This is a genomic window from Caballeronia sp. SEWSISQ10-4 2 (genome assembly GCF_030464885.1).
Classification (GTDB): Bacteria; Pseudomonadota; Gammaproteobacteria; order Burkholderiales; family Burkholderiaceae; genus Caballeronia.
In genome coordinates this window covers 1-13,097 of sequence record NZ_JALPRJ010000141.1, presented here as the reverse complement: position 1 = coordinate 13,097, position 13,097 = coordinate 1, and the positions used below count along the sequence as shown (strand labels likewise).

The following is a 13,097-nucleotide window of genomic DNA, read 5'->3' as shown; positions in this document are numbered from 1 at the left end:
CACGCACAGTGGCTAATAGTGATAAAAAATACAGCTAACTCACGCAGACCACTAACGCCGAAAGCACCAACCCGGCATCGACCCTGACCGCTACGCTACGCTCCGAACCCCGCCCAAACCCCGAGCGCGAGCGAAACCCACCTGGTCAATTTCGCAACAGCTTCTAAGCGGAAGGCCTCAGCGACATCCGTGAACTTTCGCCAAGTTCAATCAACGCGTGAGTAGCTGGCGAATCCCCAACGCCACGATCAAACCGCCGCATACGCGATCAATCCAGGCCCGGTATCCTCGATAGGCCGACGCAATCCCGCCGTGCGACAACACGAGTGCGACGAACCCGTACCACGTGGTCGCGACGACGGCGACCATGGCGAGCATGGCCGCGAACGTGACCGGCGACATATGCGCCGGTGTGGCCGAAGCGAAGATAGCGGCAAAAAACGCTACCGACTTCGGGTTCGTGATGTTCGTCGCAAAGCCTTGCACGAATGCCTTGCACAATCCACCGGACACGCCTGCCTGCGCCATGCCCGACTCGCTGGCCCGCGCCTTCATGATCAGGCGGAAGCCAAACCACATGAGATAGGCCGCGCCGGCAATCTTCACGACTAGCGCCATCCACGGGAATGCGGCGAACACGATGCCCACGCCAAGGATGGCGCAAGTCGCCCAGAACAAGCTGACCAGGACAATGCCCGCAACGACCGCCAGAGCCTCGGTGCGTGTCGACGAGACCGCCTTGTGCGCCACAGCGACGAAGTTCGGCCCGGGAATAACCACGCCGGCAATGTAGACCGAAAAAACAGCTAAAACCGCGGATGAATCGATCACGCGCCGCTCCTCTTTCATAGATAGACGCGCGAAAGCCGCGGTCGTTTTACGCATTATCGCCGACAGCTGTTCCGGCGATAGTTAACCCTGCGCATTGAATGGTCGCTTGTTTTGCGGCGCGGCTTGGCTCAAACCTGATTCTCTAATCAAGGCGCATTGCGCACCGCGCGTGGGCATCGATGCCCGTCAATGCACCATTTCTCCGCCTTCGGTCTCAAGCCGGCCACACCCGTATTTTGTCCGTTATCAACCTCTTGTACCGATCCGGACATCAGACCGGGGCAATCGAGACAGAGCACGTTTCGCTAAAGCCGCCTGGCAAAACCGGGCCTGGTACTCGCTCTTTACAAGGCCAACATCCTTCAGGCCTCCGTCGAGATCAACCATGCACCAACCCCGCCGCAAGATTCCCGTGACCGTGATTTCCGGCTTTCTAGGCGCCGGAAAGACCACGCTGGTCAATCACCTGATGCAGCACAACACGGCCGGGCGCATCGGCGTTGTTGTGAACGAGTTCGGCGAAGTCGGCATCGACGGTCAGTTGATCGTCGCCGAGGAACAAGCGCTGATCGAAATCAACAACGGCTGTGTGTGCTGCACGGTGCGCGCGGATCTGGTGGCCAGCATCAAGGAACTATTGACGCGAACTCAAGGAAACACGCACGCAAAGATCGATCGCCTGATCATGGAAACGTCGGGACTCGCCGATCCAGCGCCGGTGTTGCAAACCTTCCTCGCCGATCCCGATCTGCGTGAAGCGGTCGAACTGGAGTCGGTTGTCACCGTGGTCGATGCACATCATTTCGCTCAGCAACTCCAGGACGAAATCGTGCGCGAGCAGGTCGCTTTCGCCGACATCGTCGTCATCAACAAAGTAGATCTCGTCGATGGCCACGCACTGGACCAACTTGAGCAGCAGGTGCGCGCACTGAACCCGACGGCGGCCATCACCACCGCCAGCCATTCGCGTGTCGCGGTCGATTCGCTGGTTGGCGTGCGACGTTTTTCGTTGCCCGCGCTACTCGAGATCGAGCCCGATCTGCTCGATGAAAACGCCCACGATCACGAACACGATTCGTCGATTCAATCGTGTGCGTTAGTCGAAAGCGGCGCCCTCGATCCCGACCGGTTCAATCGATGGATCAATCAGCTCGTGCAGCAGCGCGGCCCACAGCTCATGCGGATGAAAGGCGTACTGCACTTCCAGTCCGAGCCGCGGCAATTCCATTTTCACAGTGTCCACATGCTGCTCGAAGCGCGTCCGGGACGCGTGTGGCGCACCGATGAAACGCGTGACAGCAAGTTCGTATTTATCGGTCGCGACCTTGACATGCCGCGCCTGCGTGAAGCGTTCCTCGATTGCCTGCATCAGCCCTGAATTCCCACCCTCAAGGAGCCTGCAATGAAAAAGTCTGAAGCCTTTACGGTCAGCATCGGTGTATTGGCCGTCGTCGATACGTACATCACCGCCACCCTGTTTCCCGTCCCCGTCTGGGTGACATTCATCGCTTGGGCATCGTTCTTCGTGGTCGGCGGCGGCTCGGCCGGGTTCGTGCAAAGCGTCGCGTCGAACCTCACGGGTCTCGTCATTGCGTCGCTGTCGCTGCTTGCCATCGCGAGTTCGTCGGAGACACCGGCCATCGCTGCGATTTGTGTCGGTATCGGCAGCGCGGCAATGGTGCAGGCGTCGAAACTCAAATTGCTGAACGTGCTGCCTGCGGTCGTGTGGGGTTTTGCGTCGACAGTCGGGACCACGGTCGCGACCGGCCACGCCATCACGACGGTCGGCATTCACAATCCTGCACTCGTTGCAGCGGCGGCGCTGATCACGGGAGCGCTGTTCGGCATCGTGTCCGAAGTACTCGGCGACGCACTGACCCGCAAACCCGAACCGCAGCTTAACTGAGCATCAACCCATTTTATTTCGTCCGGGAACATCGAATGAAACTACAGCACAGCTTAGGCGGACTGGAAAACCTCGGTCCGGTGAATGTGGACACGCAAGTGTTCGTCGAGCCGTGGGAGAAACGCATCTTCGGCATCCATACGGTGATGATGGCCGAGAGCACGCATCTGGCCGACGCATTGCCGCGTTATCCAGTCGCCGACCTGCCCACCACATTCAGGAATACGTGGACCTGGGCGTCGTTACGCACCGGTGCTGAAGGCATGCAGCCGTTCGAGTATTTCAAGTACCGCTATTACGAAAAATGGTTGATGGGCATCTCGCAGTTTTTTATCGACGAAGGTTATGTGTCGGCTGAGGAACTCGACGAAAAGACCCGCCATTACCGTGCCGATCCACAGGCGGCGCTTCCGGACAAGCCTAATCCGGCGATTACCGCGCAGATCAACGCTTACCTTGTCAAGGGAGATTCCGGTTTTCACGCGTTCACACAGGAGCCGCGTTTTTCCAAGGGCGCGCAAGTGCGCGTGGGTGACCCCGACGCCGTCGATCACACGCGATTGCCTGGGTATCTGCGCAACAAACCCGGCACGGTGGACCTCGTTTATCCCGGTGCGTTTTCGTATTTCGTTTCGACAGGACCTGATGGTATTGGCCATGCCATGCCCGTGTATCGCGTGGCGTTCGATGCTGCCGACATCTGGGGCAAGGAGAAGAGCGAGCCCAATACGACCATCTACGCCGATCTCTTCGATGCCTATCTGCTTGCACCCAACTGATCCATGCCAGGAACCAAGACCATGAGCGAACTATTCAAATACGACGACGAACGGGAAGCGGCCAGCGCCGCAAAAGTACGCGCGCTGGAAGCGCTGCTGATCGAGAAGGGCGTACTTGGCAGCGACTCAGTCGATACCGTGCTCGGCCATTTCGAAACCGTGGCGGGGCCGTTCAACGGCGCGCGTATCGTCGCGCGTGCGTGGGTCGATCCCGCGTTCAAGCAGCTTCTGATCGAAGACACGCCCAAAGCTATCGCAACAATGGACTTGCCGCAGGGCATGGATGGCGCGGAGGGCGAACACATGGCCGCGGTCGCAAACGGCGATGGCGTGCATAACCTGATCATCTGCACGCTGTGCTCGTGTTATCCGTGGCCGGTACTTGGCCTGCCGCCGTACTGGTACAAGGACCCCGTGTTCCGCGCGCGTGGCGTGCGTGAACCGCGTGCGGTGCTGCGCGAATTCGGCGTGCCAGTTGCGGCGGATACCGAGGTCAAGGTGTGGGACAGCAGCGCGCAGATACGCTGGTTCGTCGTGCCGGAACGTCCCACGGGAACGGACGGCATGAGCGAAGGAGAACTGGCCGCACTCGTCACCCCCGAGTCGATGATGGGCGTTGCTCTGGTGCCCTCGCCCTCGTCGACTTCACTTGCCGCGGGCTAACCATGTTCACTCGTTTCGAGGAGTACGCCGCATCCAGCATGCTCGGCCAACCTGATTCGCCGCCGCGCCTGCAAGGCAAATTTCTAATCGATAAACCGTGGGAACGCGAAGTCTTTGGCGTTGCGCTGTCGTTGTCGAAGGCCGGTTATTTCGAGTGGGAAGCGTTCCGGCAGAACCTGATCGAATCGATTGCCGAATGGGAGGACGGTTATTGCGCGGGACAACCGCGCTGGGACTATTACGAACGCTTTTTCCTCGCGCTCAAGAAAACCCTGATCGAGGCCGGCGTACTGTCGGCGGCAGAAATAGCGGCTATCGATACGGCGTTCGCCACCGCCAACGCTTAAGCCGGGCCGTATTTTTCTCAAAGTTCATATGTCTGGGCCAACGCCCTTTGGAGATCCTCATGATGACCGACGCTGTTCTCGATTCAACCGTCATGCCATTACCGCTTCCCGTTCGCGAGCTCATGCCGTGGGCGATTTTCGGTGGCTTGCTAATGCTGCTCGCGATCTATTTCGTGGGTGCCGAAGAAGGCGCGACATCGCTGATTCCTGGCATGTATGTGCATGAATTCGTACACGACGGCCGGCATCTGCTCGGCTTCCCTTGCCACTGATCCGGAGAATCCCATGGTCGGCAAATTATTGGTGCGCGGCATGCTCGCGGGAATCGCGGCCGGGCTGCTTAGCTTCGGTTTCGCGAAAATAGTCGGCGAGCCTCAAGTCGACCAAGCGATCTCGTTCGAGACAAAAGCGGATGCGGCAAAAGGCGAGGCGCCCGAGCCGGAACTCGTCAGCCGTCACACGCAGGCGGGCCTCGGCTTGCTAACGGGTGTCATGGCTTACAGCGCGGCCATCGGTGGCCTGTTCGCGTTGACCTTCGCGGCTACGGTCGGCCGGGTCGGAAAGGTCAGTGCGAATGCCTTGTCGGCCTGGCTTGCCATCGCGGGATTCGTCGCTTTAGTGATCGTGCCCAACCTTAAGTATCCATCGAATCCACCGTCGGTCGGAGACCCTGAGACCATCGGGTACCGCACCGGCCTGTTCTTTTTGATGATCGTGATTTCGTTAGCCACGATGGTGTTTTCGCTGAAGCTTCGCCGGGCCGCCGTTGTGCGGGTCGGATCATGGAATGCATCAATTGTCGGCGGTGCGGTATTTGTCGTGATCATTGCTGCTGTGCAGATCAGCATGCCCGCGATCAACGAGGTGCCAGCCGCATTTCCCGCCGTGCTGCTCTGGAAGTTCCGCGTGGCGGCTATCGGCATGCAGGCGATCATGTGGACCACGCTGGGCCTGCTATTCGGCAACCTTGCGGAACGTAGCCTGCGTGCCGGCTCGCGAATGGCGAACGTGTCGTCCTTTCATAAGGCAGTCTAAGCGCCTTGTCAAAAACAACGCGTGGTACGGCGCATTCCAAGTGCACCGCCGCCCTCATCCATCAAATCGCGCTACGTCCTGCTGGTCATTGAAATTATGCCACCTTAGAATAATTGTTCTTGGCGCCGGCCCTGGGCCGACCTATCTTTCGGCGTAGTTCCATCGTGTGAACGGAGGCCGCTGCGGTGTCAAGCTCCGCCTGCCCGAAGCCAAATTCATCGGATCCGCATATGCGCAAGGTCACCGTCGCGATGGTGTTGTTTCCCGGTTTCCAGTTGCTCGATATCGCCGGGCCGAAGGATGCGTTCGCCGAGGTCCGCATCCTCAGCCAGGGGCAGTGTGAATACGAAATGCTGACCGTCGGCACGACTCGCGGGTCCGTGTTGTCGTCCAGCGGTTTGACGGTCGTGCCGGACCGGACAATCTTCGATCCGTGCCCGGAATTCGATACGGTGATCATCCCGGGCGGTCTCGGGATTTTCGAAGTCCTGGAAGACTCCACCCTCAGCGAATGGCTGGTAAAGCAGCGCCGCATCAGCCGTCGTATTGCCGCCATCTGCAACGGCGTGTTCGCCTTTGGCTCGGCCGGCATGATCGATCACAAGACCGTGACCACGCACTGGATGGATGCGGCAAGACTCGCCGCCATGTTTCCTAAAGCGAAGGTCGAACCGGATCAGATCTATGTAAAGGACGGCGGTCTTTATACGACCGCCGGCGTGACCGCCGGCATCGACCTCGCGCTTGTCATGATCGAGGAAGACTTTGGCAAGAAGATGGCGCTGGACGTGGCGAAGTATCTGATCGTGTATGTCCGGCGAGCGGGCGGGCAATCGCAATTCAGTCCGCTTCTGGAAATGCAAGCTGCCGCCGACTCGCAGATCCAGCCAGTTCGGCAATACCTGCTCGATAACCTGCATCTGCCTCACACCATGGCATCGCTTGCTCAGCGGCTGAACATGAGCTCGCGCAACCTGTCCCGTGTCTTTAGCAAGGAATGCGGTGTCAGTCTGATCGCCTTTCTGAATGACGCGCGAATAGACGCCGCCCGGCGATATCTGGAAAGCACCGACCACGCCGTTTCAACCATTGCGCGTCGATGCGGATTTGAAAGTGCCGACACGCTCAGGCGGACCTTTAGCAGGCGCCTTCATATCAGCCCGATGGAATACCGGCAGCGGTTCCGTTCGAACGATATGTCCAATCCGGGAACCGCTCTCAAGCGGACCAAGGCCACGGAAAAAGTTTGATTCTACGGATTCACGCAAACATCCGCTCGTTCGCTGAAGCCGCCGACGATCCCGCCTTGACCGTGAACACCGACACGGTCCCGCTCAATCGGATCGCCTGCTCATCGAGCGACTGCGCCGCGGCAGCCGCCTCTTCAACAAGCGCCGCGTTCTGCTGCGTGACTTCATCGATCTGGCCGATAGCCTGATTCACCTGCTCGATCCCATGCCCTTGTTCGTCGGATGCCGCAGCGATCTCACCGACAATCTCCGCCACCCGCTTGATCGCGCGCTGCACCTCCGCGGTCGTGCGCCCTACCTCCTCGGCTTGACGTGAACCCGATTGAATCGTGGCCACGGAGCGCTCGATCAGATCCTTGATCTCCTTCGCCGCCACCGACGAACGCTGCGCCAGGCTGCGCACTTCCGATGCCACCACGGCAAAACCGCGTCCTTGCTCGCCGGCCCTCGCTGCCTCGACGGCCGCGTTCAGCGCGAGAATATTGGTCTGGAACGCGATGCCTTCTATCAGCGTGGTGATCTCGGCGATCCTCGCGGAGCTCGACGCGATCTCGCTCATCGTGCCGACCATCCGCTCGACGGCCTGATTGCCTTCGTCCGAGATATGGGTTGTGCTCACCGCCAGCGCGCTCGCTTGCTTGGCGTTGTCCGCGTTCCCTTGAACCGTGGCCGTCAACTCGCCGAGGCTTGCCGCCGTTTCCTGTAAAGAGGCGGCCTGCTGCTCGGTGCGCGCGGACAGATCGATGTTGCCGGCCGCGATCTGCTTCGATGCAACACCAACCGCATCGCTCGATACCCTGACCTCCGCCACGACCCCTGCCATGCGCTTGAGCAAGCTGTTCAGCGCGACGGCGGTATGACCGATCTCATCCATGCGATCGACACGCGTCTGCTGCGACAAATCCAGTGATGTGCTGATTCTCTGCAGCGTCTCCTGCAGGCGGCCGAGCCCACGACTGATCAACCGGTAAAGCTGGCTCCCGAATACACCCGTCAACAACAACGCGCCCACCACGATGGCCAGCATCAGGCCGAAGGCCGTCTTATAAGCCGATGTGTTTTCGTTACGCACCGCCTCGCCGCGTTCGATGTTGTGGTTGAGATGGCCATGCAAGCCGCTGTTCAGCGCGACCGCCGCCGCATGCACCGCGCCGTCGTCGTGCAGCATGGCGAGCGCGCCGTCCTTGTCGCCTGCCCGGATCTTTTCGAAGAAACTCGAGCGCGCGGCGCGATACGCAGCAATGTGCGCCCGGTCGGCATCCAGCATCTTTTGATCGGTCGGATCGGACACACCGCGCGATTGATAGTCGGCGACGTGGTTATCGAAGCGTTTATCCGCATCGCTTATTTCCTTTTCGATCGCGCTGCGGCTTGCGTCGTCGATTCCATCCACCACATAGCGGTACACGTTCAGTCGCATGTCGGCGACATCGTCGAGCGTCATGGAGATCGATTTCAGGCCGGGGATCGTGTGAGTCTCAAGGCCCTCGATGCGCTGAAAAGACCCGTTTAGCTGAAAGAGTCCGTAGCCTCCCACAAAAGCCAGCGCCAGTAACGCCATCCCGAGCGTCATCACCAGCCGTCGAACGATAGTCATAAAGTTGTTCTCGTTTTGATCTTCGGCGACTGCTCTGTGGAACATTGCCGATGGGTTATGGCCGGGCAAGCGTGCGACATGGCATCGAAAAACCGGCTTGTCGACGGGTTTACGGGCATTGCCCGGAAAACTTGAGAGCGCTGTTCAAGGCGGCAAAGCACGCGATGAAGCATCACTCGACCTGAACATCTGCAACGCCGGGTTTATTCCATCCGCTGCCATCGATGACCAGAACTCCCCGCCTCCCGCACCATGTGCTTCATGACAAGACTCCACATCGGCCTTACTTCACCTCGCACAAAATTTCATTTAATTGCTCGCACGAGCCGAAACCCCATGCGGCACAAGGCTCACGAGATTAGATATTAGGACTTTCACCAACTCCCTTATTTTTTTGGCTTGGTAACCTGCTGCGGTTCTATTGCGGACACAATCCGCGGAATGCAAGCTGTCTGGCGCGAGGGGCCTCGCTCCGGACGAACCTGGGTACCGACCTATCCGGGATGTACTGACCACCTATGGAGTAAAAACAGTGAAAAAACTGCTCGCGGCTTTGACGATTTCCTTGCTCGCCGTCACATCGATCACCTCCGTCACCGCCAATGCGAAGGATTACTCGACCATCCGTTTCGGTGTCGACGCCAGCTACGCCCCGTTCGAATCGAAAGGTCCGGATGGCAAGCTGATCGGCTTCGACATCGATCTCGGCAATGAAATCTGCGCACGCCTGCATGCCAAGTGCGTTTGGGTGGAAAACGATTTCGACGGCATGATTCCGGCCTTGAAGGCGAAGAAATTCGACGGCGTGCTGTCGTCGATGTCCATGACGCCGCAGCGCGCGGAACAGATTGCGTTTTCGAGCAAGCTGTTCAACACGCCTACGCGCCTGATCGCCAAGAAGGGCAGCGGCATCCTGCCGACGGCCGACGGACTGAAGGGCAAGACGGTTGGCGTTGAACAAGGCACGATTCAGGAAACCTACGCCAAGACCTACTGGGCGTCGAAGGGTGTGACGGTCACGCCGTACCAGAACCAGGACGGCGTCTATGCCGATTTGACGGCTGGTCGCCTGGATGCAGCGCTGCAAGATGCGGTGCAGGCTGACGTTGGCTTCCTCAAGACGCCGCGCGGTGCGGGTTACGACTTCGTGGGCAAGGACCTGGTCGACGAGAAGATCCTCGGCAACGGTGCTGGTATTGGCCTGCGCAAGGAAGACACCGACCTGAAGGCACAGATCGACAAGGCGATTGCCTCGATCATCAAGGACGGCACCTACAAGAAGCTCGAAAAGAAGTACTTCAACTTCGACGTGTATGGTGGTTAAGCAGCAGCTGAGCCTAAGACTGGAACGTGTTCCGGCCTTAGCTTGAAAAACGGGCTCCGCGACAAACGCGGAGCCCGTTTTGTTTTGGGGGGTGCTTTGCGCCTGGCGCGGCAAAACAGCCGTTTTCAGCTAAGATCGACGGTCTGGGGCAGGCGGCGGCGCAGGTATCAAAAGTCCGTAGCAAACCTGGCGGCCGTCGCGAACGCTCCGCCCCGCTCTCCTGAACACGCCGAAACTTTTCCCAAGCGCGACGCCTTTCTAGCGCGCCGTGCACCGAAAATCATGCAAACCAAAACGCACACCCTGATTTCGCCGTCTATCGGCACTATGCGCAATATCCTGAGTTTTCACTATGGCCCCGGCGGGGGGGAAAAGATCTATATCCAGTCGTCGCTGCATGCCGACGAACTGCCTGGCATGCTGGTCGCATGGCGGCTGCGTCGGCGTCTGGCCGAATTTGAAACGGCAGGCAAGCTGCGCGGCGAAGTGGTGATCGTGCCCGTATCGAACCCGATCGGGCTCAATCAGAACATGCACGGCACGTTGCTCGGGCGCTTCGAACTGAACAGCGGCCACAACTTCAACCGCAATTTCCACGACCTCGCTGCACTGATCGCGCCGCGCATAGAAGGCCGGTTGTCTGGAGATAGCGACGCAAACAAGCTTGCTGTGCGCAACGCGATGCGTGAGGCGCTGGACGAGCAAAAGCCGCAAACCGAGCTTGAGTCGCAGCGGCTTGCATTGCAGAAGCTCTCTTATGACGCTGACGTCGTGCTCGACCTGCATTGCGATCTCGATGCGGCGCTGCACATCTACACCAACCCAGACATCTGGGACGAAGTGGAGCCGCTTGCGCGTTATCTGGATTCGAAGGCGTCGCTGCTGGCGCTGAATTCGGTGGGCAATCCCTTCGACGAGATTCACAGCTTTTGCTGGTCCGATTTGCGCGCGAAGTTCGGCGATCGTTTTCCGGTGCCGAACGGCGGCATTTCGGTGACGGTGGAGTTGCGCAGCCAGCATGACGTATCGTATGAATTCGCCGATACCGACGCGCAGGGGATCGTCAATTACCTGATCCATCGCGGGGTGATCGACGCGTCCGCGCCTGCCATGCCTGAGTTGTCTTATCCGGCGACGCCGCTTGCCGGCGCGGAGCCGATCGTGGCGCCTGTGAGCGGCGTGCTGGTGTTTCGCACGAAGGTGGGGGCGATGGTGAAAGCCGGCGACGCAATAGCCGATGTTGTGGATCCTTTGACCGATAGCGTCACGTCGTTGCATTGCACGACTTCCGGGGTACTGTATGCGCGGCAGATTGCGCGGTTTACTACGGCGGGGATGGAGGTGGCGAGGATTGCCAGCGCGACGGCTTATAGGACGGGGTCGTTGTTATCGGCATAGGTTTTTCGTTCGCACTCGGGGTTCTGGTTGGGGGGGTTTTGGGGGTAGTGGTCGGGGGGATGCCGGGTTGGTGCTTTCGGCGTTAGTGGTCTGCGTGAGTTAGCTGATTTCTTGTGCGTGGCGGCACTTCATTTCTTTTTCCAACAACGGCGAAAAAGAAACAGAAACAAAGAAAACGCCTCCCAACCATCAGCAAGTTAGTGTCGCTAGCCCGAAGTTTGAACACCTAAAACACTGCTGAGCAAGAAGTGGCGCCCATTTGCGCCATTTTTTGTGTTTTAAATGTTCCCATGTAAATTGGAGATCTTTAGCGATATTGCATCTTGATTTTATGGGTTCATTGTCTATTATTTAACCCATGTATATCGAGACCGTCCCGAACCGGAACTCCCCGCCCGCGATCCTCCTGCGTGAGGGCTATCGTGAGGGCGGCAAGGTCGTCAAACGCACTCTCGCCAATCTGTCTCACTGGGATCCGCAACTCATCGAGCACTTGCGCATTCTGCTCAAGGGCGGTGTCGCCGTTGAATCAACTCAGGCGCTGATGAGCATCGAGCGGTCGCTGCCGCATGGTCATGTGGCCGCTGTGTTGGGTATCGCACGGCGCTGCGGCCTGGCCAGGCTGCTTGACTCGGCACCTGCCCCGGTGCGCTCGCTGGTGCTGGCTCTGGTGGTGGCGCGCGTGTTGGAGCCGGGCTCTAAGCTCGCTACCTGGCGCAGCTTGCAGCCGGAGTGTGCAACCCATTCGCTGTCGCAGGTGCTGGGACTCGACGCGTTCGAGGCCGAGCGACTCTACGCCGCGCTGGACTGGCTCGGCGAGGCGCAGCCGCGCATCGAGCGTAGCCTGGCAGCCAAGCATCTGAGCGACGGCGTGCTGGTGCTCTATGACCTCACCTCGACGTGGGTCACCGGCCGGCACTGCGCGCTCGCCCACTACGGCTACTCGCGCGACGGCAAACGCGATGACCCGCAGATCGTGTTCGGCTTGCTGTGCGCCGCCGACGGCTGTCCGGTGGCAGTCGAAGTGTTTGCCGGCAACACCGCCGATCCTGCCACGTTGGCCGCGCAGATCGACAAGCTCAAGCAGCGCTTTGGCCTGTCACAGGTGGTGTGGGTGGGGGACCGAGGCATGATCACTAGCGCGCGAATCGATCAGGTGCTGCGCCCGGCGGGCATGAGCTGGATCACCGCGCTGCGCTCGCCACAGATTGCCGAGTTACTCGAAGAACGAGGCCCCTGGCAACCCTCGCTGTTCGACGAGCGCGGCCTGATCGCACTCGACAGCGCGCGCTATCCAGGCGAGCGGCTAGTGGTCTGCCGCAATCCGGCGTTGGCCGAGGAGCGTGCCAGAAAGCGCGCCGAGCTGCTGGCGGCCACCGAAGCGGAACTGGCCGCGATTGCGCAGGCCACCGCGCGCGCCCGCAATCGCCTGCATGGCCAGGACAAGATTGGCTTGCGGGTGGGTCGCGTGATCGAGCGCTACCGCATGGCCAAGCACTTCGAGCTGGAGATCACTGAGACGAGCTTTACGTTCACCCGCAAGCAGCAACAGATCGATGCCGAGGCCGCGCTCGATGGGCTCTATGTCCTGCGGACTAACGTGCCGAGTGAACGGCTCTCCGACGCCCAGACGGTCCTGGCCTACAAGAGCCTGGCGCAGGTCGAGCGTGCCTTCCGCTCGATGAAGACTGTCGATCTGCACGTGCGTCCGATCTATCACTTCAGCGAGTCGCGTGTGCGTGCCCACGTGTTTCTGTGCATGCTGGCCTACTATGTCGAGTGGCACCTGCGCGAAGCGCTCAAGCCTCTGCTTCATGACGATGAGGACCTGGCAACGCGGCGTGATCAGCGCGCCAATCCGGAGATGCCGACGCCGCGCTCCGAGGGGGCCAAAGCCAAAGCCGCGCGCCACCGTAGCGACGATGACCTGCCGGTGCATAGCCTGCATACGCTGCTGCAAGACCTCG

At 59.7% G+C, this 13,097-nt stretch carries 13 protein-coding genes; 11 read left to right on the top strand and 2 right to left on the bottom strand.

Features of this window, described 5'->3' with window-relative positions; all coding sequences use genetic code 11:
- Window positions 1-210 precede the first annotated feature (210 nt).
- Entirely contained in the window at window positions 211-831 is a 621-nt protein-coding gene (locus tag M0D69_RS41720; protein WP_301787638.1) for a LysE family translocator, read from the bottom strand.
- A 385-nt stretch (window positions 832-1,216) separates the two neighbouring features.
- On the opposite strand from M0D69_RS41720, the gene M0D69_RS41715 reads away from it, so the two are divergent.
- From M0D69_RS41715 to M0D69_RS41680, 8 genes are all read left to right on the top strand, one after another.
- Window positions 1,217-2,209, top strand: coding sequence for a GTP-binding protein (locus M0D69_RS41715; RefSeq protein WP_301787637.1), 993 nt, complete (start codon window positions 1,217-1,219; stop codon window positions 2,207-2,209).
- A 24-nt stretch (window positions 2,210-2,233) separates the two neighbouring features.
- Entirely contained in the window at window positions 2,234-2,737 is a 504-nt protein-coding gene (locus M0D69_RS41710) for a DUF1097 domain-containing protein (RefSeq protein WP_047845864.1), read from the top strand.
- A 35-nt stretch (window positions 2,738-2,772) separates the two neighbouring features.
- Window positions 2,773-3,516 (top strand): nitrile hydratase subunit beta, encoded by a 744-nt coding sequence (nthB, locus tag M0D69_RS41705; protein WP_301787636.1) that lies wholly within the window; start codon window positions 2,773-2,775, stop codon window positions 3,514-3,516.
- Window positions 3,517-3,537: 21 nt separating this feature from the next.
- Window positions 3,538-4,179: a nitrile hydratase subunit alpha gene (gene nthA / locus M0D69_RS41700; RefSeq protein ID WP_301787635.1), complete on the top strand. Its 642-nt coding sequence runs from the start codon at window positions 3,538-3,540 to the stop codon at window positions 4,177-4,179.
- 2 nt (window positions 4,180-4,181) lie between these two features.
- Window positions 4,182-4,526: a nitrile hydratase accessory protein gene (locus tag M0D69_RS41695; protein WP_301787634.1), complete on the top strand. Its 345-nt coding sequence runs from the start codon at window positions 4,182-4,184 to the stop codon at window positions 4,524-4,526.
- Between the two features lie 62 nt (window positions 4,527-4,588).
- Window positions 4,589-4,798 (top strand): CbtB domain-containing protein, encoded by a 210-nt coding sequence (locus M0D69_RS41690; RefSeq protein WP_031357179.1) that lies wholly within the window; start codon window positions 4,589-4,591, stop codon window positions 4,796-4,798.
- Window positions 4,799-4,811: 13 nt separating this feature from the next.
- Window positions 4,812-5,561 (top strand): CbtA family protein, encoded by a 750-nt coding sequence (locus M0D69_RS41685; RefSeq protein ID WP_301787633.1) that lies wholly within the window; start codon window positions 4,812-4,814, stop codon window positions 5,559-5,561.
- Window positions 5,562-5,791: 230 nt separating this feature from the next.
- On the top strand, window positions 5,792-6,811 hold the full coding sequence (locus M0D69_RS41680) for a GlxA family transcriptional regulator (RefSeq protein ID WP_301787632.1): 1,020 nt from the start codon (window positions 5,792-5,794) through the stop codon (window positions 6,809-6,811).
- A 10-nt stretch (window positions 6,812-6,821) separates the two neighbouring features.
- Here M0D69_RS41680 and M0D69_RS41675 read toward each other — a convergent pair whose 3' ends face one another.
- Window positions 6,822-8,408, bottom strand: a complete 1,587-nt coding sequence (locus tag M0D69_RS41675; RefSeq protein WP_301787631.1) for a methyl-accepting chemotaxis protein — start codon at window positions 8,406-8,408, stop codon at window positions 6,822-6,824.
- 532 nt (window positions 8,409-8,940) lie between these two features.
- Between M0D69_RS41675 and M0D69_RS41670 the strand changes: the two genes are divergently transcribed.
- The 3 genes from M0D69_RS41670 to M0D69_RS41660 all read left to right on the top strand — a co-directional run.
- Window positions 8,941-9,732, top strand: a complete 792-nt coding sequence (locus M0D69_RS41670; RefSeq protein WP_301787630.1) for an ABC transporter substrate-binding protein — start codon at window positions 8,941-8,943, stop codon at window positions 9,730-9,732.
- A gap of 282 nt (window positions 9,733-10,014) precedes the next feature.
- Entirely contained in the window at window positions 10,015-11,130 is a 1,116-nt protein-coding gene (locus M0D69_RS41665) for a succinylglutamate desuccinylase/aspartoacylase family protein (RefSeq protein ID WP_301787629.1), read from the top strand.
- A gap of 358 nt (window positions 11,131-11,488) precedes the next feature.
- A partial coding sequence (locus tag M0D69_RS41660; protein ID WP_301787628.1) for an IS1634 family transposase occupies window positions 11,489-13,097 on the top strand: 1,609 nt, incomplete at its 3' end.